The sequence below is a fragment of the Vibrio sp. 10N.286.51.B11 genome, from assembly GCF_041469245.1.
GTDB lineage: Bacteria > Pseudomonadota > Gammaproteobacteria > Enterobacterales > Vibrionaceae > Vibrio > Vibrio crassostreae_C.
The window spans coordinates 65,305-91,322 of the sequence record NZ_JBFRKI010000041.1; the positions used below are offsets into that span (position 1 = coordinate 65,305).

28 protein-coding genes are annotated in these 26,018 nt (G+C 44.8%); 14 read left to right on the top strand and 14 right to left on the bottom strand.

Translation table 11 applies throughout. The features are described 5' to 3' along the window. Nucleotides 1–24: 24 nt before the first annotated feature. Nucleotides 25–1,632 carry a BCCT family transporter gene (locus AB4154_RS20035; RefSeq protein WP_017064293.1) on the top strand — a complete coding sequence of 536 codons (1,608 nt, stop codon included), beginning with the start codon at nt 25–27 and terminating at the stop codon, nt 1,630–1,632. Nucleotides 1,633–1,848: 216 nt separating this feature from the next. Here the strand turns inward: AB4154_RS20035 and AB4154_RS20040 are convergent, their stop codons facing one another. Beyond that, complete coding sequence (locus tag AB4154_RS20040; protein ID WP_372123935.1) at nt 1,849–2,775, bottom strand: M14 family metallocarboxypeptidase; 927 nt, start codon at nt 2,773–2,775, stop codon at nt 1,849–1,851. Nucleotides 2,776–2,950: 175 nt separating this feature from the next. Between AB4154_RS20040 and AB4154_RS20045 the strand changes: the two genes are divergently transcribed. Continuing rightward, nucleotides 2,951–3,856: a DUF808 domain-containing protein gene (locus AB4154_RS20045; RefSeq protein WP_017064295.1), complete on the top strand. Its 906-nt coding sequence runs from the start codon at nt 2,951–2,953 to the stop codon at nt 3,854–3,856. A gap of 117 nt (nt 3,857–3,973) precedes the next feature. Here the strand turns inward: AB4154_RS20045 and pyrC are convergent, their stop codons facing one another. Together pyrC and AB4154_RS20055 are read right to left on the bottom strand one after the other, a co-directional pair. Next, on the bottom strand, nt 3,974–5,002 hold the full coding sequence (pyrC, locus tag AB4154_RS20050; RefSeq protein ID WP_017070686.1) for a dihydroorotase: 1,029 nt from the start codon (nt 5,000–5,002) through the stop codon (nt 3,974–3,976). A gap of 192 nt (nt 5,003–5,194) precedes the next feature. Then, on the bottom strand, nt 5,195–5,353 hold the full coding sequence (locus AB4154_RS20055; RefSeq protein ID WP_004731890.1) for a YqaE/Pmp3 family membrane protein: 159 nt from the start codon (nt 5,351–5,353) through the stop codon (nt 5,195–5,197). Nucleotides 5,354–5,570: 217 nt separating this feature from the next. Here AB4154_RS20055 and AB4154_RS20060 point away from each other — a divergent pair, with 217 nt between their 5' ends. After that, nucleotides 5,571–7,427, top strand: a complete 1,857-nt coding sequence (locus AB4154_RS20060; protein WP_372123937.1) for an MOSC N-terminal beta barrel domain-containing protein — start codon at nt 5,571–5,573, stop codon at nt 7,425–7,427. 100 nt (nt 7,428–7,527) lie between these two features. Here AB4154_RS20060 and nadE read toward each other — a convergent pair whose 3' ends face one another. After that, nucleotides 7,528–8,358, bottom strand: a complete 831-nt coding sequence (gene nadE / locus AB4154_RS20065; protein WP_065681642.1) for an ammonia-dependent NAD(+) synthetase — start codon at nt 8,356–8,358, stop codon at nt 7,528–7,530. A 109-nt stretch (nt 8,359–8,467) separates the two neighbouring features. Between nadE and AB4154_RS20070 the strand changes: the two genes are divergently transcribed. Together AB4154_RS20070 and AB4154_RS20075 are read left to right on the top strand one after the other, a co-directional pair. Continuing rightward, the gene (locus AB4154_RS20070; protein WP_102535294.1) at nt 8,468–8,989 is read left to right on the top strand and encodes a nicotinate-nicotinamide nucleotide adenylyltransferase; all 522 of its coding nucleotides are present in this window, start codon (nt 8,468–8,470) and stop codon (nt 8,987–8,989) included. A 27-nt stretch (nt 8,990–9,016) separates the two neighbouring features. Next, a complete protein-coding gene (locus tag AB4154_RS20075; RefSeq protein WP_372123939.1) occupies nt 9,017–9,502 on the top strand; it encodes a hypothetical protein in 486 nt (161 codons plus the stop codon). 132 nt (nt 9,503–9,634) lie between these two features. Here the strand turns inward: AB4154_RS20075 and AB4154_RS20080 are convergent, their stop codons facing one another. Continuing rightward, a complete protein-coding gene (locus AB4154_RS20080; protein WP_017067957.1) occupies nt 9,635–10,261 on the bottom strand; it encodes a hypothetical protein in 627 nt (208 codons plus the stop codon). Between the two features lie 175 nt (nt 10,262–10,436). On the opposite strand from AB4154_RS20080, the gene AB4154_RS20085 reads away from it, so the two are divergent. Beyond that, complete coding sequence (locus AB4154_RS20085) at nt 10,437–11,543, top strand: 1-acyl-sn-glycerol-3-phosphate acyltransferase (RefSeq protein WP_017062764.1); 1,107 nt, start codon at nt 10,437–10,439, stop codon at nt 11,541–11,543. 149 nt (nt 11,544–11,692) lie between these two features. Here the strand turns inward: AB4154_RS20085 and AB4154_RS20090 are convergent, their stop codons facing one another. Beyond that, on the bottom strand, nt 11,693–12,292 hold the full coding sequence (locus AB4154_RS20090; protein WP_065583700.1) for a hypothetical protein: 600 nt from the start codon (nt 12,290–12,292) through the stop codon (nt 11,693–11,695). A gap of 103 nt (nt 12,293–12,395) precedes the next feature. Between AB4154_RS20090 and AB4154_RS20095 the strand changes: the two genes are divergently transcribed. Beyond that, nucleotides 12,396–12,692: a YnjH family protein gene (locus tag AB4154_RS20095; protein ID WP_017067955.1), complete on the top strand. Its 297-nt coding sequence runs from the start codon at nt 12,396–12,398 to the stop codon at nt 12,690–12,692. Nucleotides 12,693–12,728: 36 nt separating this feature from the next. Here AB4154_RS20095 and AB4154_RS20100 read toward each other — a convergent pair whose 3' ends face one another. Further along, entirely contained in the window at nt 12,729–13,028 is a 300-nt protein-coding gene (locus AB4154_RS20100; protein WP_017062761.1) for a YfcZ/YiiS family protein, read from the bottom strand. 530 nt (nt 13,029–13,558) lie between these two features. Here AB4154_RS20100 and AB4154_RS20105 point away from each other — a divergent pair. Beyond that, complete coding sequence (locus AB4154_RS20105) at nt 13,559–14,020, top strand: TetR/AcrR family transcriptional regulator (RefSeq protein WP_017062760.1); 462 nt, start codon at nt 13,559–13,561, stop codon at nt 14,018–14,020. A 384-nt stretch (nt 14,021–14,404) separates the two neighbouring features. On the opposite strand, the gene AB4154_RS20110 is transcribed toward AB4154_RS20105, so the two are convergent. The 6 genes from AB4154_RS20110 to AB4154_RS20135 all read right to left on the bottom strand — a co-directional run bounded on the left by AB4154_RS20110 (nt 14,405) and on the right by AB4154_RS20135 (nt 19,269). After that, nucleotides 14,405–15,187, bottom strand: a complete 783-nt coding sequence (locus tag AB4154_RS20110; RefSeq protein WP_050620596.1) for a heme ABC transporter ATP-binding protein — start codon at nt 15,185–15,187, stop codon at nt 14,405–14,407. Beyond that, complete coding sequence (locus tag AB4154_RS20115; RefSeq protein WP_372123941.1) at nt 15,187–16,224, bottom strand: FecCD family ABC transporter permease; 1,038 nt, start codon at nt 16,222–16,224, stop codon at nt 15,187–15,189. Before AB4154_RS20115 ends, AB4154_RS20110 begins: the two co-directional genes overlap by 1 nt. A 103-nt stretch (nt 16,225–16,327) precedes the next feature. Next, the gene (locus tag AB4154_RS20120; RefSeq protein WP_017062757.1) at nt 16,328–17,215 is read right to left on the bottom strand and encodes a hemin ABC transporter substrate-binding protein; all 888 of its coding nucleotides are present in this window, start codon (nt 17,213–17,215) and stop codon (nt 16,328–16,330) included. Nucleotides 17,216–17,363: 148 nt separating this feature from the next. Continuing rightward, on the bottom strand, nt 17,364–17,777 hold the full coding sequence (locus tag AB4154_RS20125) for a biopolymer transporter ExbD (protein WP_017062756.1): 414 nt from the start codon (nt 17,775–17,777) through the stop codon (nt 17,364–17,366). Further along, nucleotides 17,774–18,475 (bottom strand): MotA/TolQ/ExbB proton channel family protein, encoded by a 702-nt coding sequence (locus AB4154_RS20130; protein WP_065583702.1) that lies wholly within the window; start codon nt 18,473–18,475, stop codon nt 17,774–17,776. The genes AB4154_RS20125 and AB4154_RS20130 overlap by 4 nt, the downstream gene beginning before the upstream one ends. A gap of 2 nt (nt 18,476–18,477) precedes the next feature. After that, nucleotides 18,478–19,269 (bottom strand): energy transducer TonB, encoded by a 792-nt coding sequence (locus tag AB4154_RS20135; RefSeq protein ID WP_372123943.1) that lies wholly within the window; start codon nt 19,267–19,269, stop codon nt 18,478–18,480. Nucleotides 19,270–19,429: 160 nt separating this feature from the next. Here AB4154_RS20135 and hutW point away from each other — a divergent pair, with 160 nt between their 5' ends. From hutW to AB4154_RS20155, 4 genes are all read left to right on the top strand, one after another. Then, nucleotides 19,430–20,839 (top strand): heme anaerobic degradation radical SAM methyltransferase ChuW/HutW, encoded by a 1,410-nt coding sequence (gene hutW / locus AB4154_RS20140; protein WP_372123945.1) that lies wholly within the window; start codon nt 19,430–19,432, stop codon nt 20,837–20,839. A 58-nt stretch (nt 20,840–20,897) separates the two neighbouring features. Further along, nucleotides 20,898–21,419: a heme utilization cystosolic carrier protein HutX gene (gene hutX / locus AB4154_RS20145; RefSeq protein WP_372123947.1), complete on the top strand. Its 522-nt coding sequence runs from the start codon at nt 20,898–20,900 to the stop codon at nt 21,417–21,419. A gap of 155 nt (nt 21,420–21,574) precedes the next feature. Beyond that, on the top strand, nt 21,575–22,105 hold the full coding sequence (gene hutZ / locus AB4154_RS20150; protein ID WP_004731858.1) for a heme utilization protein HutZ: 531 nt from the start codon (nt 21,575–21,577) through the stop codon (nt 22,103–22,105). A 113-nt stretch (nt 22,106–22,218) separates the two neighbouring features. Next, nucleotides 22,219–22,779 carry an ATP:cob(I)alamin adenosyltransferase gene (locus AB4154_RS20155; RefSeq protein ID WP_017062752.1) on the top strand — a complete coding sequence of 187 codons (561 nt, stop codon included), beginning with the start codon at nt 22,219–22,221 and terminating at the stop codon, nt 22,777–22,779. A 94-nt stretch (nt 22,780–22,873) separates the two neighbouring features. On the opposite strand, the gene AB4154_RS20160 is transcribed toward AB4154_RS20155, so the two are convergent. Then, the gene (locus AB4154_RS20160; RefSeq protein ID WP_372123949.1) at nt 22,874–23,788 is read right to left on the bottom strand and encodes a chemotaxis protein; all 915 of its coding nucleotides are present in this window, start codon (nt 23,786–23,788) and stop codon (nt 22,874–22,876) included. A gap of 170 nt (nt 23,789–23,958) precedes the next feature. Here AB4154_RS20160 and ppiC point away from each other — a divergent pair, with 170 nt between their 5' ends. Further along, the gene (ppiC, locus tag AB4154_RS20165) at nt 23,959–24,279 is read left to right on the top strand and encodes a peptidylprolyl isomerase PpiC (RefSeq protein ID WP_017630085.1); all 321 of its coding nucleotides are present in this window, start codon (nt 23,959–23,961) and stop codon (nt 24,277–24,279) included. A 283-nt stretch (nt 24,280–24,562) separates the two neighbouring features. Beyond that, nucleotides 24,563–25,969, top strand: a complete 1,407-nt coding sequence (locus AB4154_RS20170) for an alpha-amylase family glycosyl hydrolase (RefSeq protein WP_017062749.1) — start codon at nt 24,563–24,565, stop codon at nt 25,967–25,969. The last annotated feature ends 49 nt before the right edge of the window (nt 25,970–26,018 follow it).

The following is a 26,018-nucleotide window of genomic DNA, read 5'->3' on the forward strand; positions in this document are numbered from 1 at the left end:
TCGGATATGCGAACATCATAATTTATGAGTTTTAAATCAAAAAAGTACAGTATTGATTCTACTGACTATCAAGTTGGTCAAGACAACGTCAGTAAATGGGGCATGGATGTCCATAACACAGTTTTCGTAGCCTCAGTTGGCTTATCTCTTCTCTTCATCATCACTCTTCTTGCTCTTCCTCCTGCAGATGCTAAAGCTGCAATTGATTCTATTAAGGGTGCTGTTCTATCAAAGTTTGACTTCCTGTTTATGTGGGGAGCTAACATCATGCTAGCGTTTGCTGTTGTTCTTGCTTTTTCACCGTTGGGTAAAATCCGTTTAGGTGGCGAAGACGCGACGGCGGACTATTCAATGTCATCTTGGATTGCGATGTTATTCGCAGCAGGTATGGGTATTGGACTTATCTTCTGGGGTGTTGCAGAGCCAACTGCGTTCTTCACTAACTGGTTCGGAACGCCATTAGACGCAGAACCTTTCACAGCCGCTGGTCGTGAACTGGCGCTAGGCGCAACCGTATTCCACTGGGGTTTTCATGCATGGGCTATCTATGGCATGACGGCGCTTTGTCTGGCGTACTTTGTTTATAACAAAGGCTTACCGCTATCAATGCGTTCTGTGTTTTACCCAATTCTGGGTGAGCGTGTGTGGGGCAAAACTGGTGATGTAATCGATGTACTAACCGTACTGGTTACTCTGTTTGGCCTTGCGACTTCATTGGGCTTAGGTGGTACACAAGCAGCAAGTGGTATTAGCCACGTGTTCGGCTTGGAAAACAACATCTTCCTTCAGCAATCTATCATCGTTCTGATCATGGGCTTGGCGATCATCTCTGTACTACGTGGTATGGACGGTGGTGTTAAGTTCCTAAGTAACCTGAACATGGTTATTGCATTCATATTCCTTGGTCTTATCGCTGTATTGAACTTCACAACTGTGCTTGATTCAATGGCAACGGCGGCAACGGGCTATGTGAAAAATATCGTAGCTTTGAGCCAAAGTGCGGGTCGTGAAGACACAACATGGCTGCATGGTTGGACTGTGTTCTACTGGGCATGGTGGGTAGCGTATGCACCTTTCTTCGGTATGTTCGTAGCGCGTATTTCTAAAGGCCGTACGGTTCGTGAATTCCTACTTTGCGTATTGATTATCCCAACATTGGTGACTTCAGCTTGGATGTCTATCTTCGGTGGCGTAGCTATCGAGCAAGTGATTAATCAGGTGGGGCAACTTGGCCTCGACCAAGGCATTACAGACGTATCTCTAAGCTTGTTTTACATGCTAGATGCTTACTCGTTCGGTAGCATTCTGTCTGTTCTCGCAGTCGCGCTGATCATCGTGTTCTTCGTTACAACGTTGGACTCAGGTTCTATCGTTATCGATGGCATGACGGCGGGTGGTAAATTAGAAGTGCCAGTGAAACAGAAAGTCGTTTGGGCGGTTATCTCAGGTGCTATCGCGATGGTGATGCTGTGGATTGGTGGTACTCAATCAATCCAAGCTCTGCAATCTATTACGATTATTGCAGCACTGCCGTTTACGATCATTCTTTTGATTGGTTGTGTGAGCTTGTTGAAAGGCCTACTGACAGAAGTCGGTAAAGGGCAAGAAACCGTAACTCAAACTACAAAATAAATCGTGAATTAAGTAAGTCGCTAGATAGAGATTTACTTTACTCAGCATGATTCAAAGCTCTCTTGTACTTGGTGCAAGAGAGTTTTTTATGCCTAGGAAGAAATCAGAGACCAGATAAAAAAGAGCCACAAGTGAATCATCACTTGTGGCTCTTTTAGTTCTTGGCTCTTAGTTATTAGTCTAGGTGCCCGGTTCTAGCTATGAGCGGGTTTACGCTTACGCGTTCAATTCGTGCTGAATAACGTAATCCAAAGCACCAACAACAGCAGCAACTTGAGCATCGTTACACTCTTCGTCTGTTACTTTGTCACTGTCTGGGTAAACCTCTGTGGTTGTACCGTACTTACAGTCAGTCACGCCGCCACATAAGCCAAGCTTCTTCATTGGGTAGTTGATCACGCCGTGTTGAGTGACGTTTGAACCAATGATCTTGCCTTCGTCATCCGCAGGCGCAATGTGGGTTACTTTTTCAACTGAAGCGATGACAGCAGCTTGGAATTCAGGTTGTGGGTTTTCAGTATCGCCAACAGTGTAGAAACCGTCTGGGATCATACCTTCGATGTACTCAATGCCATCACGAGCTGCGAGTGCAGGTCGGAATTCAGTTTCATCAGAGTCAGTCGTCTCATGCAGGTCAACGTGAACCAATACTTCTGGCAGAGACGCTACTAGAGCTCGTAGGTTTGCTGATTCTTCTGCTGGCGTACCGTCGTAGAAAGAGCGGTTTGGATCAACAGCATTTGGATTCCAGCGGTTGATCACTTCGTAGCCCCAAGGGCTCACACAAGGTGCGACAACAATGTTGAAGTGCGCCGTGTATTTTTCTGCTTGAGTCGCAGCGAATTTGATCGCGCCATGCACGCCACTGGTTTCGTAACCGTGAACACCACCTGTTACCAGAATCGTCGGCTTTGACTCGTCCCAGTTTTTGCTCTTGATAGCGAAGAGTGGGAAGCGAGCTTCGTCGTAGCTCAGTGCGCCGTATTGTTCGATGTCAAAGCGGTCTGCAAGTGCTTTAATCTTTGGTACAACTTCTTGCTGGTATTCACGCTTAACCGTTCGTTGAGCTAACCATGCTTCACGTTCTGCTTGTTGCCATTTTTGCCCTGGCTTACCAATCGGGTAGGTAGATTCACTTTTCATCAATACTTTTTCTTTTATGTTCGTGAAAGATTAAGACAGATTATTCCTGTCTAACAGAGACAGCAATAGAAAACACAACTTGTGACTTTATTTTTTACAGACTCATAACTTTGATGAGTGAATTGATGGTGTTACATTTTATTGATGGTTCAATTCTTTATAAAGAGACAACAAAATGGCTGGAGCAAGTTTACTAACACTGCTAGATGACATTGCAACCGTGTTGGATGATGTCGCATTGATGTCTAAGGTAGCCGCTAAAAAAACCGCAGGCGTATTAGGTGACGATTTAGCCCTTAACGCCCAGCAGGTATCCGGTGTTTCTGCTGAAAGAGAAATCCCAGTGGTATGGGCGGTCGCCAAAGGCTCATTTAAAAACAAGCTGATTTTGGTTCCGGCAGCACTATTGATCAGTGCATTCATTCCTTGGTTGATCATGCCACTACTGGTGATTGGTGGTCTGTTTCTTTGTTTTGAAGGGGCAGAGAAAATCTTAGAAAAGCTTTTTCCTCATGCTCATCAACACGAAGAGAAAGATGAGGAAAGCAGCTCGGGTGAATCTGTTGAAGAGTATGAGAAGAGAAAGGTAGCAGGCGCGATTCGGACTGACTTTATCTTATCTGCGGAAATCATTGTAATTGCGCTGGGTACCGTAACGGGTACAAGTATCGTGACTCAGATTCTTGTGGTGAGTTTGATAGCGGTTGTGATGACGATTGGTGTTTATGGCTTAGTGGCAGGGATCGTTAAGCTGGATGATTTAGGTTTCTATCTCCAACGCACATCAAATGGGAGTGCCATTAAAACCCGATTGGGTAATGGGTTAGTCGCATTTGCACCAAAGCTAATGAAGATGCTTGCGGTTGTCGGCACGGCTGCGATGTTCTTGGTTGGCGGCGGTATTGTGGTACACAACGTTCCAGCAATTCATCACTTAATTGAACCGATTATTATGGACTTCAGTGGACATACGATTGCGACTGCGGTGGTACCAACGCTATTAAATGGTGTGATTGGGGTTTTATCTGGATTGATTGTCGTTGCTATTTGGACTGCTATCGGAAAAATTCGCGGTAAGTAATCGTTAAATTACTGCTGGGAATAAGACAGTCTTTCATCGAAACAAAAAAGGGTCACCATAATTACTATGGTGACCCTTTTCGCTAAATGGAGGGTGTTTATTTAACAGCCCAAGTGCTTATTTTACAGACCAAGCAATCGCCTCGCCGCCACGGATGGGCACAACAATGTCTGAACCGAAAGGCATTGTCTCAGATACATTCCACTCTTCTTTTACTAGAGTGATGGTGTCTGTGTTACGTGGGATACCGTAGAAGTCAGGGCCATTGTGGCTCGCGAAACCTTCTAGGTTCTCAAGCTTACCTTCTAGCTCGAATACTTCTGTGTACAGCTCTACTGCAGCGTGCGCAGTGTAAGAACCCGCACAACCACATGCTGATTCTTTAGCGCCTTTCGCGTGTGGTGCTGAGTCTGTACCCAAGAAGAACTTCTTGCTGCCGCTTGTTGCCGCTTCGATAAGCGCTAATTGGTGAGTGTTACGTTTAAGGATTGGTAAGCAGTAGAAGTGTGGCTTAATGCCGCCAACCAACATGTGGTTGCGGTTGTAAAGCAGGTGGTGAGCGGTGATAGTCGCAGCAACGTTGTCGTTCGCGTTCTTCACGAAAGTCGCAGCATCTGCAGTTGTGATGTGCTCTAGAACAATCTTCAGGTTAGGGAAGTCGTTCACAATCGGTGCAAGTACTGTGTCCAGGAACTGCTTCTCACGGTCAAAGATATCAACATCGTGAGTCGTTACTTCACCGTGTACCAAAAGTAGCATGCCAACTTCCTGCATTGCTTCTAGTACGTGGTAGATGTTCTTAGCAGAAGTTACGCCTGAATCAGAGTTTGTTGTTGCGCCAGCAGGGTATAGCTTCGCTGCTACAACAGCGCCAGATTCTTTCGCTTTACGAATTTCATCAGGTGTTGTGTTGTCTGTTAGGTAAAGTGCCATCAGAGGCTGGAATTGCTCGCTTGGCTGCTCTGCCATGATGCGCTCACGGTAAGCTAAAGCCATTTCGGTATCGGTTACCGGTGGGATGGTGTTTGGCATGATTAACGCTCGACCATTGTAGCGGCTGATATCGCGCACTGTATCTTTTAATACTTCGCCATCGCGTAGATGAACGTGCCAGTCGTCAGGACGAGTAATCGTAAGTTGTGTCATTGAAGGCTCCCACCATTTGAAGTGTTATGTAGTTGGAGCCTAAACTCGGCGAAATCTGTGAAAGCAATCGCTTACGTTTAGGCGACAGGATGATAGTGGAAAAGCACTTTCATTTCATCCTATTTTTAACTCTTCAGGGCTAGGAGCTTGTTTTTATGCCGTTTTAATTCAGTATTTATTTTTGGATACGGGTTAGCGAGTCGCCACCCAGAGTCCATGGATCATCCCTGGCACCCAGAAGAAGAAAGTCAGGATGATGTTAATCAATAGGTCTTTACCTGCGCCACGAGCGAAGAACACGCCAACAGGCGGAAGTAGTACACATAAGATGATAATGACGAGTTTGTTCATGATAAATCCTTTTTATTCAATGAAAGTTCAATGCGATAACCGTGTTCACATTATAGAACGTATGGAGAGTGTTACTGCATTGCTGCCTTAATGTATCAAGATAGAAAGCTAAACATCTCAAGATACTAGCTTAGTATCAAGTGTTTAATGCCTGCCAGTTTATCTATTTATAACCATTTGTTAGCATTGGGACAAACAACAAAACATTGGAATCGTTATGTCGCAGTCACCTATAGATCGAAAGGCTTCAGAGCAAGCTCCTTCCTTATCTCAAATCAACGTGTTTCCGGTTAAATCAGTAGGTGGGATTGCACTCTCTTCTGCTTGGGTCGAAAAACAGGGCCTTACCTTCGACAGACGTTTTATGTTGGCGTTGGCTGACGGATCAATGGTGACGGCGCGTAAGTACCCTAAAATGGTCAAGGTGTCTTCTAGCTTGCAGCCAGACGGCTTGATTTTTACTTATGAAGGTAAAGAGCCGCTGCGTCTGAAATATGCAAACTTCAAGATGCAAGAAGCGCCTGCAACGGTGTGGAAAGATAGCTTCACTGCGTATACCACCAACGACGAGGCGGATGATTGGTTCAGCGATGTGCTTGGTGTTCGCGTAGAACTGCTGTTCTGTGGTGAGCAATCCAATCGTGTTCGAGAAAAGCTTGGTCAGAATGTCAGTTTCGCTGACGGCTATCCAATGTTGGTGATTAGCCAAGCCTCTCTAGATGAGCTCAATCGCCGCAGCCCTGAAGTTCATTCAATGGATCAGTTCCGCACTAACTTTGTTGTTTCAAATACAGAAGCCTTTGCCGAAGACGGCTGGAAGCGTATCCGAATTGGTGAGGTTGAATTCGAAGCGGTGAAGCCTTGTGAGCGCTGTATCCTGACGACAGTCGATGTTGAGAGTGGCGAATTTAGATCAACAAAAGAGCCGCTTAATACCTTCTCTACATTCAGAGCCAACGAGCGTGGTGGTGTCTTCTTTGGCCAGAATCTAGTGGCGAAAAATGAAGGTCTGGTGAAAGCGGGTGATGTGGTTGAGGTACTTGAAACCAAAGAGAAAGAGCACTACGAAGACACTTGGGTAGAATCACTGCACTTAACTTGCGTCGAGCGTGAAGAGATCGCTCGCGACTTCACAACCTTTTGGCTAGAGCCAGCGAAAGAGAACCATTCATTACCAAGCTATCAGCCAGGGCAACATTTACCGATTGAGATGGTGATTGATGGCGAGAAGTTTTCTCGTCGTTACACGTTATCTTCTAGCCCTTCACGAGCGGGTCGTTTAGCGATTTCAGTGAAGCGAGTGGACGATGGCCAGATCTCTAATTGGTTGAATGATCATTTCCAAGTGGGCGATACGCTAGTTGCTCAAAACCCAGATGGTGCGTTCTACTTAGAAGCGAATCCAACTCACCCATTACTGCTGTTGTCTGCAGGCAGCGGCATTACCCCTATGTTGTCGATGCTTCGTTACTTGGCAGACCATGGTCAAATTGATGATGTGGTTTTCTATCATCAATGCAGCAGCGAAGAAGATATCCCTTATCAAGCTGAGATTGATAAGATCGCCAGTGAGCACGCGGGTCTTCGTGTGATCTATTCATTAAGCCAACCAACCAAAGAGTGGGATGGTTTGTCTGGGCGTCTAAGCGTGTCGCATGTCGCTAAAATTGAAGAGCTACACAAGCGTCAAGCGTTCGTGTGTGGCCCTGACGGCTTTATGGACAATGCCAAGAAACTACTGATTCAAATGGGGCTTAACCCTCAACATTATCATCAAGAAGCGTTTGGTGTTGCTCAGTCTACCGAAGAGGCGGTGAAGCAGCTGCAGTTAAGTGTGAACGGCTACCTGTTTGAAGGTAATAACCAATCAACCCTGCTAGAGCAAGCTGAGTCGGCGGGTGTGTCTATCGCTTCAAGTTGCCGTGCTGGTTTCTGTGGCGCTTGTAAAGTGACCCTTGAGTCAGGGCAAGTTCACCAACCGGATGTGCCTGCATTGCAAGAACATGAACGTAATATGGGTCAGATACTGGCGTGTTGTAGTGTGCCTCAAACCGATATCGAAGTTGTTGATTAACGACGCGTTCGGTCAAAAGGAAAAGCACTAAATAGAAAAGGCCGGAAGTTCGTGAATGAGCTTCCGGCCTTTTTGATTCTGAGACTAATTCAAAAACTAATTAATCGTAGATCGTTGGGATAGGTTGACGCTTGTGCTGTGTTGCTTTGTAGATACTCACTAAACGATCGGATACGTCTTGAGAAACGGCTTTGCCTTCAAGGAAATCATCGATCTGATCGTAAGAAAGGTTCAATGCTGCTTCATCGGCTTTCTGTGGGTCAAGCTCTTCTAGATCAGCAGTTGGTACTTTCTTAACCAGTAGCTCTGGAGCGCCCAGTGTTGCTGCTAGTTCACGAACTTGACGTTTGTTCAGGCCGAACAGCGGTGCTAAATCACATGCGCCGTCACCGTGCTTGGTGTAGAAGCCAGTGATGTTTTCCGCTGAGTGGTCAGTACCGATTACAAGGCCGCCAACGTAACCTGCAATTTCGTATTGTGCGATCATGCGAGCGCGAGCTTTCACATTGCCTTTCACAAAGTCGATTTTAGCTGAATCTGTTGGTAGCAAGCCTGTGCCTTCTAGAGCAACGTGAGATGCAGCGTGAAGCCCATCAACACCCGCTTTAATGTTTACAGAAACAGATTGAGAAGGCTGAATGAAAGACAGCGCAAGTTGCGCTTCGTCTTCATCTTTTTGCTCACCATATGGTAGGCGAACGGCGATGAATTGGTAGTTGTCGCTACCAGCGCTTTCATTCAGGCTATCAACGGCCATTTGTGCTAAACGGCCACAGGTCGTTGAGTCTACACCGCCACTGATACCAAGGATCAGAGACTTGCAGCCTGACTGCTGAAGTTTAGTTTTGATAAAGTCCACACGGCGAGTCACTTCGAAGTGAGGGTCAATTGAAGGTAGTACGCGCATTTCGTCACGAATTAACTGTTCCATTCGTATTCCTTTCCTGCAAGCAAATTAAAAATCTAGTGTTATCATACCTAAATCATCCGATTTAAAAACCTCTTTGCACAAGCTTAGAAAGAGAAGGCAGTAATAAATAATGGAAAAAATAGCCATTTTCGGTAGTGCGTTTAATCCGCCGAGCTTAGGGCACAAAAGTGTGATTGATTCGTTGGCTCACTTTGACAAAATTCTACTTGTTCCAAGTATTGCCCATGCTTGGGGAAAAGAGATGCTAGACTTTGATACGAGATGTCAGTTAGTTAACGCATTTATTAGCGATCTTTCACTGGATCAAGTGGAGCTTTCTTTGATCGAAAAGAGCCTATTTACTCCAGGTGAAAGCGTCACGACTTATGCAGTGCTCAGTGAACTCCAAAAGTTACATCGTGACGCTGAACTGACATTTGTTATTGGCCCAGATAACTTCTTTAAGTTCTCATCTTTCTATAAATCAGATGATATTACCGAGCGGTGGTCTGTAATGGCTTGCCCTGAAAAAGTGAAAATTCGCAGCACAGACATACGTAATGCACTGATAAGTGGAAGCGATGTTGCAAAACTGAGTACAAAGTCAGTTACAAAGATGTTGCAAGATAGTGGACTGTATCAGATAATGTAAGTTCACTAATCAAGAGGTCAGAGGACTATGCTAAAGAGCGCGATATCAGCGACGTTGATCATGGCAGCATGTAGTATGCCTGCGTATGCTGAGTGTGATTTTTTTAGCTTAGATTCAATCATGCTGACTTCTGATGAAGATGACAATTGTCTAGATTTCTCGACCAGCATTGAGTCTTTTGGCCAACGTATGATGGAAATCAGTGGGCTGAGCGATGATGAACCTGAAAGCACACCGGACTATTGGTCTGACTGGGTTCTTCAAACCAAAGACTCGCCATTGCTGACACAAAGCATTGAGTCAAACTATGTTGGCTTGGGTATGTGGTTTCCAGAAGACCTTGAAGATGAGCAGTATGATATGTCTACAGAGGAGTGGTTGATGAATCATGGTCTTCAACTCAGCATCGGTTTTGGCGAGAAAGTCGAAGGGCAGCCGCGTATGCGCTTTGATTATCGTTGGCACGACTCACGTGACGCCGACCTAATGATGCAGGTTGAGTTGCCATTTTAGACAGGCAGATACACAGATAGATTGCTATCTACGTCTAAATAGTAAGAATTAAAAAAGCCGCAAAAACTCAGTTTTTGCGGCTTTTTAGTATCTGGCTTGCGAGTTTAATACCAGCACTCACTTTCCGGCAAGCTATAAATCTTCACCAAAAACAAGCATACACAGTTGCTCGAACTCTTCTTCTTTACCTGAGAACAGATCATCAATCACAAGTGAACGTTTTTGACCTGACTGCATGCGCTTCTTCGCTTCTCGCATCACCATCACCAGAGTGTGCTCTTGTGGCAGGTTTGAATCATCAATGTTCCATTGATTGAATCGCTGAGAAAGAGCACTTTCACAAAGCAGTGGTTTAAACGACAACACTTCTTGCTTCAATACAGAAAGCATATCTTTAAACGCTTGTTCCGTATTATTGGCATTGGAAGCGCGAGCTTTGGTTTGCTCTAGTTTTTCTAGTAGTGCCGAAGAGAGGTTGGTTTGCGTAATGTAACCCGCTTGTCTTGGGAATGAATCCGTCAAACGAACAGAAAAATCGACACGGTTAACCTGAGTGTTTGGAAAGTAGGTCAGTGACGTTAGGCAGTCGTGAGGAATCCAGACGCTTTGTCCTGGTTCAACGGCATACTCTTGTTTGCCTAACTTAATCAAAACCAAGCCACTTTGAACCGATACAAGGCTATGTTTAAGTACTTTCTTGCGTGGTGTGATCACCAAGTGTGAAAAGTAAGCCGATGTATATTCAATAGCGAAGTTCATAGATAGTACCTTAATTTTGGGGCGTCAAGATTACCGTTAATCTTAAAGAATGCCAACAATAACAGGGGATTTTCAATGTTTCTGGTCTGACCTTGTCAAAAGTATGGGCTCTGTAGCTGCGAGAAGTCAAAACAACGCGTAGAATGAGCCAGCTTTTTATTATATGAATTAAAAAATGACCTCTCCAACCGATCCATATGTTGATATTCGTCCTTACGGCGATGATGAAATTCCAGCGGCACTAAACCGTCTTATTAATGATGAAGAATTTATCAGTGCAATCTTGCACTACCGTTTTTCAAACCATGCGTCTTGGTTCAAAGCATTAATGAGCCCGATTTTGCGTGTGTACTTAAAAATGAAGTGGAGCAAGCTGACTAGCGTTGAATCCATTCAGATTGAAGTGAAAAAGTACTTACGCGACACGTTAGCGAAAACCACTAACGGTGTGACGTACACTGGTATCGAGTCACTGGATGCGAACCAAGCTTATCTGTTTGTATCAAACCATCGTGACATTGCTATGGATCCTGCGTTAGTAAATTACGCTCTGCATCAAAATAATCATCAGACTTGTCGTATCGCTATCGGAGACAACCTGTTGAAAAAGCCATGTGCGACTGAATTGATGCGTTTAAACAAGAGCTTCATCGTAAAGCGTTCTTTGAAAGGACCGCGTGAGATGATGAAAGCGCTAGGGCAGTTGTCTTCTTACATTAAACACTCTCTAGAAACGGGCAACTCAATCTGGATCGCTCAAAAGGAAGGTCGTGCGAAAGACGGTAACGATTTTACTGAGCCAGCAATTTTGAAAATGTTCCACGTTGAAGGACGTAAGCAAAAAATTGCTTTCCCTGAATACGTGAAGTCATTGAAGATTGTTCCTGTGGCTATTTCTTACGAGAACGACCCATGTGACACGGCTAAAGCGATAGAGCTTTTCGAAAAAGACGTAAACGGCAGTTACGAAAAGGGTGAGTTTGAAGATATCGAAAGTATCATTCAAGGCATCATCGGTGATAAAGGACGCGTTCACGTTGGTTTCGGTCAGGTTATCGACCAAGATTTTGATACGCCTGAAGCGCTTGCTGAAGAGATCGATCGTCAGATCCACGATAACTACAAACTGTTCCCAGTAAACTTGCTGGCAGCAGAAAAAGAAGATGAGTCGATTACAGCGGCCGTTAAGCAAGAGTTTGAAGCTAAACTATCGAGCCTGCCACAAGGTGCACGTCAGTACTTGATCGATAGCTACGCCAACCCAGTGAAGAACATTGGTTAACGAGCGTTAGTTAGCTTGCTAGTTGATTAGCAACTTGATTGAATTGAAAAAGGAGCCTTGGGCTCCTTTTTTGTTTCTGAATCACCATTTGTTGCTGCGATCGAGCATTAACGTATTAGAGCATTAGAGCATTAGAGCATTAGCCTGAATTAGCGAGCGACTGCACCACCGAGATCTAGATTGGTTGGCCATTTGGTTACGGTGTTGCCGCCCAGATAGATGTTGCCTTTGACTGTCATGGTCTCGGGGAATGTTGTAATCCCAGAACCACCTATATAAAGGTCGCCGTCAATCACGATCCCGTTGGGTAACTCGGTTAAAGGAGTGCGGATCACGCTCAGATCGCCTTTTACTCTAAAGCCATTCGGTAGCCTTTCCAGTGGAGTGTCGGTGAGGTTGATAAAGCCGCCCACTCTTACACCTCTTGGCCAGCTGGTGATTTGGCTGCCAATCAAGTCGACGTAACCTTTTATCTTAACCCCGCTCGGGACTCGAGCGAGTTGGCTGTTAGAGCCTTTAAGGCTGCCGTTCACTTCTAACCCTTTGGGTAGGCGTGTGATCGCAGTATTCTCTATATTGAGATTACCATCTACCACCAAGCCAGTTGGAAGTGATCTATAAGGCTTATTTCGTAGATATAAGTTTCCGTAATTATCGAGATGGTTCAATATTTGATAGTGATCGAGTGGTTCAGCACTGACATTTGTTATGGTTAAGGAACCAATAATAAGTGCAATTATTCTGAGCATAACAGGCTTCTTATTACGATAGACGCTTACACTATAATGGAAAAATTAATCTCGCATAGTGTTTTACCCATTTGGCGGTAGATTAACGAGGAATGGAGCAAAGATGATAGGTAAATTAATGATTAGAGTAAATATACGAATTATTAAGGTCTTTCTGATAGCCGCTTCAGTGTTTGGCTCAATGTCTGCGAGTGCCAACAAAGTAATTTCAACGCCCGGTAAAGCTGCGGTGGTGGTGACACAAGGCGGTCAACAGCAACGAGTTTGTTATTACGATGACAAGGCTTATAGCATTGGGGCAGTGTTAGAGGTGGGGGGCGTAGTGATTCAGTGCGCTGCAGAAAACGATTTTGAGCAAAATGGGTCACTGGCTTGGGTTCAATTAAAAAAAGACGAGTAATTCACTCGTCTTTTAATAAGCATATAAATGCTTATATTAACGCGCTAGAGAGCGAGTCTTAAGTTCAAAAATAATCTTCTCAGCGCTAACTTCAAATTTAAAGCGAGCGTGCAACTCTGTGCTTTCTTCAGTCATCTCTGATGCTTCGAACTCAACGTTGCTAGACACTTGTTTAGCAAGTTCAACATACTTAGCAAACTCAGCTTCAATCAGTGCTTTTGAGTTTCCGTAAACCGTTACTTCAGCAACATCGTCGCCTTCTTTAATGATGAACCCGATTTCGCCTGCACAGCCGCAAGCCTCACATACATCGTTGTTACCAATATCTTGGCTCATAAATAATCCTCTTACAAAGTCTGAGGTTATTCTAACGAGCAATTTGAACTGTATCTACAAAAATTAAAACCTTTGAACTAATTTATACTGGTATGCTATGTTGTTTGTTAAGGTGTTTGATGAATATCTATATTCGCGCCGCCAAATATGTATGTGATTTACCTCACGTTTTGTTGAAAAGGAATGTTATTAATATGTCAGAATATCATTCACTTAGTTGCGCCAGAAATGATTTTATAAGACTATCTATCGCTTGATAGGTATTTATACAATGAATTTTTCGTTGGGTATTTCATATTCTAAGTAGTTATTTAAACTTATCGACTTAGGATTGTAAGGTGATTTTCGAAGAATAATTAGACAAAGTGTCCAAAGAGGCATCACTGTAAAATTGTTCGTACATAGTATTTGTGTGAATTTAGTTATAAATACTTGCGAAAAAATACCTTGCTCACATAATGCTGATAACGATTTTCATTCTGACTTCATTTGATTGAGTTAGATGGATTTACAAAGAGAAGAGCCTGAATATGCCAAAGCGTAGTAAAGAAGATACAGAAATCACGATCCAGAAAATCATGGATGCCGTTGTAGACCAGCTACTAAGATTGGGTTACGACAAGATGTCATACACGACGTTGAGTCAACAAACGGGTGTTTCTCGTACAGGTATAAGTCATCACTTTCCAAAGAAAACGGATTTTACTGCTGCTCTAGACGGTCGTATTTTCAAGATGTTCGTGGAACACATTGACTTCGAAAATGGCCTTGACGCATTTTCAGCTAGCTGGGTTGCAGCACTTGAAGACGCTGAGTTCCTAGCAATCTTACGTTTACTTTTCCATCATATCGTTACTGCTGAGAGCGCGCATGAGTTCGCTGCAAACGGTATTGATCGTCTATACAAGCTGACTGAAACTCAGTTTGGCGATACTAGCGGTAAAGAACTAGAGTGGCTGATTGGTAAATCATTGATTCGTATGAGCCAATAATCAGCACTCAATAAAAGAAGCTCCTGCGGGGGCTTTTTTTGTGCCTGCCGTTTCACTTCTTGTGCGTTTTTCTCTCAATCCCACACCGATGTTGCTGTTTGCTGAATGATGTTATTTCTTTTCTTTTTATATGCTTACGCCCGCGGCTTGTTTTTCTCTTCAGTGTTAAAAGCTAAGTAACCCTAACAAGTAGAGTTCATTTCTAGAGCCTCAAATGCTCAAGGTGAGTCGTTTTGGTGCTTGCTGTTGTGGTTGTTAATAAAATTGAGTTTAAGCCGAGAGAGTGGCTGTGAGCCAATAAAAAGCCCCGAACAAATCGAGGCTTAGGATTACGTCATTGTTATCAAGAACGAATACTCAAAACGAGTCGCTCCTTAATCGGACTTATTGTGCGGGGTGAACCTGAGGGAAGCTCATGGTTGGGTGTTTTTCTACGATACTTTTGTAACCATACACATCTTCTATCATCGAAGGTTTCAGTGCATCCCAAGGCTTGCCATCACACACCAAATTGCCATCTTTCAATACCACTAATCGATCGGAATACTGCGCGGCTAAGTTGAGATCATGCAAAACCACGATAACCGCGGCATTGTGGTTATCGGCTAATTCTCTCGCAATCTTTAAGGTGTTGTGCTGGTGGGCAAGATCCAGTGCAGAGGTTGGTTCATCAAGCATCAAAATACATTGGTCACCAGAGTGGTGAAGCTGAGTTAACACTCGAGCCAAGTGCACTCGCTGCTTTTCACCGCCTGATAGCGAAGGATAAAGTCTTTCACTCAGGTGAGTCACATCAGCAACATCCATTTTTTGGCTAGCAATGCTAGTTAGTTTTTTGTTGGATTCTTGCAGAGGAATCCCACCAAGCTCGACAACTTCATGTGCCAAGAATGGGAAGGTCAAGGTGCTGTGTTGAGGAAGCATAGCAAGGTGCTTCGCTAACTTGTGAGAAGGCCACTTGTCTTTGCTGTGTCCAAAATACTGGATATCGCCGTTGCTTGATATCTCTTGGCATAAAGCTTTAAGCAGCGTGCTTTTACCTGCGCCATTTGGTCCAAGCAGTGTAGTTACCTTTCCCGCTTCAATCTCAATAGAAACGCCATCTAATATCACTTTACTGCCGAACTTCACTTCGATATCGGTCGCTTTTAAAGCTGAAGGAAACATTAAAGGATTCTCCCTTTCTGTTGAAATAGTAGATATAAGAAGAATGGGGCACCGATAATCGCAGTGACAATACCTACAGGTAGCTCTGCCGGAGCAAGTACCACACGTGAGAACATGTCTGCGGCGGTTAGCAGCAGTGCGCCTAGTACCGCTGATAGTGGCAACAGAACTCGGTGGTCAGGGCCTGCCAACATGCGACCTAAATGTGGGATAACCAATCCAATAAAACCAATCATGCCAGACAGGCTAACTGTGATACCAACGCCCGCAGCCGTCAGTAGAATCAGCTTTCGTTTCAGCTTTTGAACTGGGATACCAAGGTGTTGCGCTTCTGACTCGCCCAGTAATAGAGCATTTAGAGACATCGCTTGGCGGTAGAAAACAACAAACAAGCCAACGAGCGTGACAGCTGCCAGCAAAATTCCTGACCACTTAGCGCCCGCCAATGAACCCATCGACCACAATGAAAGATCGCGCAGCATTTGGTCATCAGCAATGAAATTCAAGAAGCCAATACCTGCGCCAGAGAGCGCACTGATCGCCACACCCGCCAACAACATGATGGTGACAGAGGTGCCGAATTTACCTGTACCCAGCTTATACACCAGCAGCGTGGTTAAAGCGCCGCCAAGAAAAGCGAACACAGGAACCGCAGCAAAGTTCATGAAAGCAGGGTATTGAAGCGATAGCTCAGAGAACAAAACGATAGCCAGTGCAGCACCTAATGCTGCGCCCGCAGACACACCTATGATGCCCGGTTCTGCAAGTGGGTTTCGAAACAAACCCTGCATCACTGCACCACACAAGGCGAGGATCGCACCAATCAGCATGCACAAGATGGTTCTAGGTAAGCGGATCTCTTGAATCACTAAGTTGATGTGAGGTGCTAAGTCATTGTTTGGTTTAATTAAGCTTGTGGCGCTGTCCGCTAAGCTAATGTTCATTGGCCCAACAGTGATCGAGTACAGCGCGACAAAAGCTAGGGTAGCACCTAGGCCTAACATCGACGTTTTCAGTGGGACGGAGCGTAACAACATAAAGGGCCTCAATATCTATCGCTAACTTCGACCTCCTTCAACAACAGCGTGAGTCAGTTGGTGAGGGAAGCGAATTAGCGATAGCAGAAATAGGGTGGTTGAGTTATAGCGGGTAGATAAGTGCGTTTAGACGCTTTGCTTCAGAGAGGCTTTCTAGGCCAAGTCCGCCAACCAAAGCACTGCCATTTACGGTAATGATTTGCTTGTTCATACCTGCAGGCGTTGCCGCTAGCATAGGCAGTGATTTCAGGATGGCATCTGCGCCGCCCATTTTTTGATAACTACGGCCGCTTACTAAAATGACATCAGGTTGCATCTCAACGAGTGATTCCATTGAAAGTGGCTTGTAAGACGTTAAGCTCTGAGCGGCAGGGTTGATACCGCCAGCTAACTCGATGATTGCGTTTGGTGATGTTTCACCGCCAGCAACGTTGGCAGGGCGACCTTCATGCAGCAACAGGAATAGAACTTTCTTCGCTTCGTTGCTTGGTACTTGGTTCGCTTTCAGTGCTGCGATCTTTTGATTCACATCGGTTTTCACTTGCTGCGAGTGGTCTTCGGTATGGGTGATCTTTGCGATTTGGTCGATACGCTTTAATAGCCCTTCCACGTTTGCTTCAGTGTTAACAATCTCTACATCGACGCCTGCCGATTTTAATTGAGAGATAGCGTTGTCTGGTCCCATTTCATCCGAGCCAATCAATGTGGTTGGCTCTAGGGCGAGTAGACCTTCAGCAGACAGGTTTCGGTGATAACCAATCTTTGGCAGGTTTTCTCCTTGAGGGAAGTGGCTGGTCACATCAATCGCGACTAACTGCTCTTCGGCACCTAATGCCAAAACCAATTCAGTAACGGCACTACCAGCACTGATGATTCGAGGTTGTTCAGCGTCGTTGGCCATTGCGGGTGCGCTAAGTGCCAGGCTGATTGCAGCTAATGAAAGAAGAGGTGTCTTGGTCTTTAATTTATTGAGCACGTTTAAGTTGTTCATAATAAGTTCTTTATATTTTCTTTTTGTATCGCGAAGATACTCAGTGAGCAGTCCGTTCGCATTGTGAGTTCGAATCGATAGAGAGGCTTAGTCTGCTTGTTTAGTTTTATCAACCAGAAGCCAAACCTCGTGAAAATTGAGTGTCGCTCTAGCCATCGTCCGTGAGCAATTGAGTCGCTGGTATTCCGTTTTCTTGAAGGAATGAAAGCAACTTCACTAGGTTCTCCACGTTAGCGGCTTTATCTGCGCCAATGATGATCGGTTTTTTATCCGTTGAACCAGTCTCTTCTAACAGGGCAATCTTGAAATTTTCCCAGTCGATGTATTCTTGGCCGTTAATTGCCCAGTAGGGTTCGCGGTCTAAAATATTGACGCTAATCGAATCCTTGTGGACTTCAGAAACGTTTTTGACATCCGAGCTTGGCAGCTCAACTTCCAGTGACTCCAGCTTTACTGATGCCGTAAGCAATAGAAAAACCATCACGATAAAAATGATGTCGAGCAGCGGTGTTAAGTCTGGCGCTAGGCTCTGTGTGTGAGATGAGTGGGGCGTTTTAATCATGCTTGACTCACATCACCGATAGAGGTTTTGTTGATAGGCTTACCTTGAGTATCATCAGACTGATTGGTTTGAATCGACATGCCTTCTAGCCACACATTCACATAGTTCAATGTATGCTCCAATTGAGCCAGCACTCGATCGGCCCATAGCCCTAGTAGCTGAGCACCAGAAATAGCAGGAAGCGCAATCATCAAACCTGCTGCTGTGGTTCGCATTGCTAATCCAAGACCGTCTGCCAAATCATTAGGCGTGATGCTGCCTGTTGTCGCGGCAACGCCTTTAAACATCTCAATAAGACCAAGTACCGTACCAAGCAAGCCGATGAGTGGGCTGATCACGCCGATCAAACCAAGCAGTCTTAAACCTGCATGAAGCTGGTGGCGTTTTTCTTGTAGCCAGATCCCAGCGGCATCTTCACGTAACCCTTTTGAGAAAGAGTGGTGAGCAAGCAACATTGACACGCCCTTGTACAAGAGCGGGCGTTTACCTGAAATCGACTGAGCAAGCGCTTCAATCTCTTTGCTGTTGGTTGGTGAGGTTTGGTTTAACTCGCGACGAATGGCACGTTTGCCCACACCAATGCTGAGCATGACTTGGAAGACACGTTCAGCGATGATCATTGCTGTTAATGCTGAGCAGATAAGAAGAGGCCAAGTCATTAAGCCAAGTTGATCTTGTAAGTAACTGATTTGTTGCATGATTAATCCAACCTAAAACGAACAGGTATTTGTACTCGGTGAGCAATCGCTCGACCATTGACAGTGTGAGGTGAGAATTTCCATTGTTTAATGGCATCTAATGCGGCGTTATCGAGCATTAGCGCGCCTGATGAATTTACTAATGCTTGTTTAATTTGTTTGCCTTCAGCGTCTAGCCAGATCTCATAAGTCGCGACACCTTCAACGCCACGACGTCTTGCTTGGCGAGGGTAATTCGGTGGGGTAGGACGCGCAGAGAACGAAGGCTTAGTGACTAAAACCGGCTCTTGGTTTGATACGCCTTGGTTTACTTCCTGAGACTGGTTGGCAGATTCGTCCATATTCTTATCGACTTTCTTGTCGGCCAGTTTCTCTGGTTGAGTGGCTGGCTCTGGGCGTTCTTTCTTCACCACCTTTTTCTCAGTCACTGGTTTCTTTTGAACAGGCTTTTTCTCGACAACCTTCTTTTCAATCACTTTTTTCTCAACTTTCTTTGGTTGAGGTTTATTGGTGATCGCTTTTTTCTTTGGGGTTGGCTTAGTTTGCTTTGGCTCAACCGTTTTTGGTTCGGCTTGTGAGACCGTTTCTTTGATTGGTTCTGGTTCAACCGGCTCTGTGATGGTTTTTTGTTGAGCTGGAGAAGGCGTGCTCTTGGGAGTGAAGTTGATCGATACCGTGTTCGATTGGCTACCTGCAGGCATCGCGAATACTTTGGATTCTTGAGCAACAAATAATAGCGCTGCATGAATCACTAACGATGCACCGCCTGCAATAACATATCTAGGAACGTTCACACTCAATCCTTTACCAAATCCAAAATCTGTATCGGATTATTGCTTAGAATCTAAATAAGATCAATTATCAATTGCATTATCATTTGCGTCTATTTATGATTATTTCAGTTTTAGCGAATAGTCTTCCAGACTTTGCTATGTAAGTGTTTAGAGAGATTATATGAGTCTTAATATTTATAAATTTGACGAATCAATCTTGGGCGTTTCTAGCCCTGATCCGCTTCGTTTTGCGTTTGCGAAAAAGCATTCTGCACACGCCGGAGGAAGTTCAATTCCGGTCGACCCCAGTAAGAAGTTAGAACTCTTTGACGAACTGATGCTGAGTGAAGGGAAAAAACAGGATACGCGTTGCTTGTATATCCATATTCCTTTCTGTCGTGTGCGTTGTACGTTCTGCAATTTCTTCCAAAATGCCGCAAGCCGTAAATTAGTGGATGAGTATTTCGATGCACTGATGGTCGAGCTAAAGCAGAAAGCCAAAACACCTTGGGCTCAGTCTGGACTATTTCACGCCGTCTATATTGGTGGCGGAACTCCCACCGATTTGTCGTCTCAACAAGTTGAGCAGCTGGGTAAAGCGATTCGTCAATATTTCCCACTAGCAAACGATGTTGAGATGACATTGGAAGGGCGCATCAATCGATTTGGTGACGAGATGTTTGATCGTGCGCTTGAAGGTGGCTTCAATCGTTTCTCGTTCGGTATTCAAAGTTTCAATACTCAGGTTCGACGTAGTGCTAAGCGCCTAGATGACCGAGAGGTTGTGCTAGAACGTATCAGTTCACTAAGCCGCACCGAGCAAGCGCCAATCGTTCTTGATCTGTTATACGGATTACCACACCAATCTATGGAAGTGTTCCAACAAGATTTAGAAGACTACATGTCTACTGGCGCACATGGCATTGACCTCTACCAACTGATTGTTGCGGGCAATGCACCTATGCTTAATCTTGTTGAGAAAGGAAAAATCCCACCGCCTGCGAATACGCCAGATAAGGCGAGCATGTATTTGGCGGGTGTGGAGTTCATGGCAAAAAATAAGGTCAAGCAACTGAGCGTAAACCACTGGACTCGTGATAACCGCGAACGCAGCATTTACAACAGCTTAGCGAAAACTTATGCCGAAGTTCTACCCATTGGTTGTGGCGCTGGTGGCAACATCGGCGGTCATGGTGTGATGCAGCATCGAACTTTAGACAGCTACATGGAGTCTATAAAGCAAGGTCAATTACCTATTGCCATGATGACTAAGCAAAGCTCATTAGAGCCTATCTTCTCAACATTAAAGGCAGGTTTCGATTCTGGTGTTGTTAGAAGAAGTACGCTACCGAGATTTATGGGGCAAGATACGTTCGACTACCTCAAGCCTTTGTTCGCGCATTGGGAACAGAACGGTTTAGTTGAGCTTTCGGAAGATTACTTGAGCCTGACCATTGCAGGCAGCTTCTGGGCAGTAAGCCTCGCTCAGAGTGTGATTCAAGTGCTTAACGCTGGATATCAAGCAATGCACCCAGCGCCGAAAGCGTCAGGCTCGGGCGTTCACCCGCATGCAAGCTTGAAACACGCTTAATATCGAATTTTTAATTTAAAACTTACGTAAATTACTCGTTTATACGGAAACATATTCAATGACAGATACAACATTAGAAATGACAGAAACTCTAGAACAACGTGTCGCTCGCATTCTAGAAGAAGAACCAAAACTGCTTCCTAATGCAATTGCTGAGAAGCTCGGAGTTTCAGAGGTTGAAGTGGTTGCTGCTTTTCCAAACGACATGGCGGTAATGCTAGATGGCAGCCGTGCTCAAGAGATTCTAGAAGGTTTAGTGGGTTGGGGCCCTGTGACCACTATCGTGCATTCATTTGGTTCTATCTTTGAAGTTAAAGCGCCATTCCCGAAAGGTAAGGTAGCGCGTGGTTACTACAACCTAATGGGCAAAGAGGGCGAGCTTCATGGTCACCTTAAACTTGATAACGTTAAACATATCGGTTTGGTGAGCAAGGCGTTCATGGGTCGTGAAAGTCATTACTTCGGCTTCTTCAGTGAAACCGGTGAGAACATTTTTAAGATTTACCTAGGCCGCAACGAAAAGCGTGAGCTTATTGCCGACCAAGTAGAACGCTTCAAAGCGCTAAAAGAACAAGCTTAAGTTCAATTTACAGTAAATAATCAGCAGCAATCTTACATAGGGTTGCCAACTGGCTTAAACAAGACATCAATGCTCGAGGATCGTTTAGTTCGCTAATGATCGCTCAACCTTGGGCAAAAATAATAAATCAGAGAAAGTGAAGAAAGGAATTACCCATGGAACAGCAAGTAAAACAAGAACGTCTACAAGGTCGCCTAGGTCCAGAAATTAAAGAGTTTCGCCAAGAGCGCCGTACCCTTCAACTTGCAACGGTTGATGAAGAAGGTCGCCCGAACGTAAGTTACGCACCTTTCGTTCAGAACCAAGAAGGTTACTTTGTTCTAATTTCTGATATTGCTCGTCATGCTCGCAACTTGAAAGCGAACCCTCAGGTCTCTTTGATGATGATTGAAGACGAAGAGAGCTCGAAGCAACTTTACGCACGTAAACGTTTAACGTTTGATGCTCAAGCAAGTGTTGTGGAGCGTGAAACGGAACTTTGGACTCAAGTGATTGGCCAGATGCAAGAGCGTTTTGGTGAAATCATTGATGGTTTGAGCCAACTTCAAGACTTCTCTCTGTTTAACCTTAAAGCTGAGAACGGCCTGTTCGTTAAAGGCTTTGGTCAGGCATACCAAGTGTCAGGCGACGATCTGGTGGATTTCGTTCACCTACAAGAAGGTCACAAAAAAGTATCTAACGAGTAATCTCGTTTAACCGATTTCTTCAGGAGCCCTCCAATGTGAGGGCTTTTTTATGTCTAAATCAAAGAGTTTGGTATATTGACGTTTGATGACTATTTATGTGTAAGGATCGGTACGTGAAACCAGTAAGTCGAGATTGGGACGAGTTTTGTTACCCGTTTATCTATGAAGACAGTCCTATCTGTGATTTTGAGATTTTGTCGGATGAACTTTGTTGCCGAGTTGGATTGGTGTTGTCTTTAGAGCTAGAGCCTCAGGTTCGTGAGATCCTGCAACGCTTGCAGCCAAACATCTACCATTTGAATGGCTCTGTGCGCGGTAAGCTTGCCATCACCGAGTCTGAATTGGTCGAGCTCAAGCAAGATTATCATCGTATCCGTGAGCAGTTAGAAGGGGGGGTTAAAGGCTTTGTCTTACCCGGTGGACACCGAGTGTCTAGTGAACTTCACTTGTGTCGTTGTCAGGCTAAGAAAGTTGTGCGAGCTTTGGTGAGTATTGAACATCATGAAAGCAAAAAGTCGCCAGACCCGATTCTTTTTAAATACGCCAACCTAGTCGCGAACACTCTCTATGCATTGGCCTCTTTTACCAATCATGTGAATGAAGTCGAGGAAGTGGAATTTGTGAGTAAGAGCTACTCTATGCCGAAAAAGTCTATGCCAGAAAACAAAGACTAACGGTTAGCTCTATTCTTATTAAGATTTGAAGAAAGAAGAGACTAAGAAGCTAAACCATTGAGCACTATGCCAGGTTTAGCTTCTATAACAGAGCCTAAGCAGCCGTAGAGGCGCCGTTTAAGACTTTTGCGCCGCGTAGCATAGCTTCGATTAATTCACCCGCGTTGAACTTCTCAAGCGCTTCATGCGCCCCCACCTGATTAGCACGGTCGACACAGATCTCACTGGACAGTGAGGTATGCAAAATACAGTAAGCGTGACTTAAAGCGCTGTCGTTTTGCACTTCAAATGCAAGCTCATAACCATCTAATCCCGGCATCTCGATATCACTTACGAGAAGATCAATGGCACTACCAGCACTGGCTTGACGTCGCATCAGGTCAATCGCATCTAAGCCATTGTTACAGATGCTATAAGGGATGTTGATGCTGTCTAGAGCGTCAGATAGTTGCTTACGTGCAATTAACGAGTCATCAACCAACAAGATGTTCAACGCTTTGAGACGTTCCCTTTCTACATCGGTCAGCATCGGGATATGAGCATTCTCATAAGCTGGGTAGATCTTAGAAAGCAGCAGTTCCACATCGAGCATTTGCACAATACGGTCTTCAAAACGTGTAATACCCGTTACAAACACATTGCGACCCACACTGGTGGGTGGAGATTCAATGCTCTTCCAGTCGCATTCAATGATTTTATCAATTGAACGAACCAAGAACGCCACAACTGTTCTCAAACAGTCAGTAACGATGAGTACACAATCTTGGTACTCAGCGGGTGTTATCGGACGGAAGCCAATCGCAGCGGACATATCAATCACAGGAACTGTAACGTCGCGGATAGTCACTGTACCAATCACGTGATGATGGGAGTAGGGGATCTGAGTCATCGGCTGAAAAGGGACGATTTCTCTGACCTTAAGCGTGCCAATCGCAAAACTTTGAGTGAGGGACAACTTGAACATCAACATTCCCTGTGACTGACTCGCTTTACTGATCGGTTTGGCCATAAGTGGCTCCTACTTAATACGCGCTTAATTTATAAGGATTAATTTAAAGGGAAATGGAAGCCGCAGCAAGTCGCGATGCGGTTTTTAATGGCCTTTAAGGCAGTTGTTTTCGGTTATAGAGTGAAGAATAGCGGTTCTTGGGTTAAAATCACGCTAAATACTCGCTGTCGATGGTTAGTCGACAAGCAGACAGCAACAAACTGAGAATTATCATGGCAAGAACAGCAGCAGCGCTTCATATTCTGGTGAAGCATAAAGAACTAGCAGAAGACATCATGACGCAGCTTAAAAAGGGCGCTAAATTTCAAACGCTAGCGAAGAAACATTCAACCTGTCCATCTGGTAAAAAGGGCGGCGACCTAGGTGAGTTCAAAAAAGGTCAAATGGTGCCTCAGTTTGATAAGGTTTGTTTCTCTGGCGAGACGCTTGTACCACACCTTGTGAAAACAAAATTTGGCTGGCACGTCGTGAAGGTTCTTTACAGAACTTAGTTATAAATATGTGTTAGATTGAATAAAAGGAGCGTATATACGCTCCTTTTTTGTGACTTTTGTGCGCGTTTTAAAGCACTACGGTTGAGTGTTCATCCCAGACGTTATGCGATAATTGGTGCTACGCCCTCAACCATCCACCGTGAGTAATTGGTAGGAGGAGGAGGGTTTTTAATGAGTAACTCATATAATAAATGCCATTCTTGAGGAAATTTATTGCAGCTTTGCCTTTTAGCCTTTGCCTTTTCTAAAAAGCTGTAAACGAGTTTGGTAGGAGAACAACATGGAGAGTTCAGCTATGTTAAGCAAACCAGCGACAGATGTCATATTGCATGCCTTTGACTGGTGCTACGCTGACGTAATGAAGAACGCCCCACTGATCCAAGAGTTGGGTTATAAATCTGTTTTAGTATCACCGGCGATGAAATCGCTGCGCGGCCCTAAAGGTTGCGATCGAAATTCTGGCACTCAATGGTGGCAACGCTATCAGCCCCAAGACTATCGTGTGATCGATAATCAGTTGGGTGACACACAAGATTTTAAAGCGATGGTCGACACGTTAAAGCGACATGGGCTTCGTACTTATGTGGATGTGGTGTTTAACCACATGGCCAACGAATCGGGTATCCGCGGTGATCTAACGTATCCCAATCAGCAAGACATGGCGTCTTATCAAAAAGATGCTGACTATTATGAATCCATACGTTTGTTTGGTGACCTTTCTGAGCCTCTATTTGATGAGAACGACTTCGTGGAGGCGTTTGGCATCAAGAACTGGAAAGACACTTGGGAAGTGCAAAACGGGCGTATTACCGGTGGCGCGAGCGACCCTGGCCTGCCAACGCTGCTTGATAACGATAATGTGGTGGCACAGCAAAGAGCCTACCTAAAAGCACTGAAAGAGATTGGTGTGAAAGGGTTTCGCATTGACGCGGCAAAGCACATGACACTGGCACATCTACGCAAGGTGTGGACTGATGACATCTGCGAAGAAATGCACATCTTCGGTGAGATCATTACCGATGGCGGCGCGACAGAAGAAGAGTATGAGCTGTTCCTTGAGCCTTATCTTAAACACACTCGCTTAGGCGCTTACGATTTCCCGTTGTTCAACACCATCTTCAAAGCATTTGAAGAGCAGGGCAGCTTTAAGTCTTTGATTAACCCATACTGTTTTGGTCAGGCTCTGTCGAATATGCGAGCGATCACGTTTGCGGTCACTCATGATATTCCCAATAACGAGGTGTTTTTGGAGCATGTGATGGATGAAGTGGATGAGCGATTGGCTCATGCTTTCATTCTTGGTCGAGACGGCGGTGTGCCGCTTGTTTACAGTGAACTGAGCACCAGCGGTATTCTGGACAAGAGCGGTCAGCCTCGTTGGCTTAACGACTGGCAAGCGCCTTACATGAAAAGCATGATTCAATTCCATAACCATGTTCATGGCGAAGCGATGCGTGTGGTTGAAGCGAATGATGATTTGTTGGTGTTTGTCCGTGGCGATAAAGGCATTGTGGTGATCAACAAGTCGAAGCGAAGCAAAACAGCCTCATTAAATTGGACTGGTGCGGTAACCGATTTACTGTCGGATGATGTGTTTGAATGTGTTGGTAAGGATTTAACCATCAAGGTGGAATCGAACCAATGTATGATGTTAACGACGAATGAATTGAAGCCTGTCACGAGTTAACTTGGATAGACTAGAAAGAGAAGCCCCGCTTACTGGCAATCAGTAATCG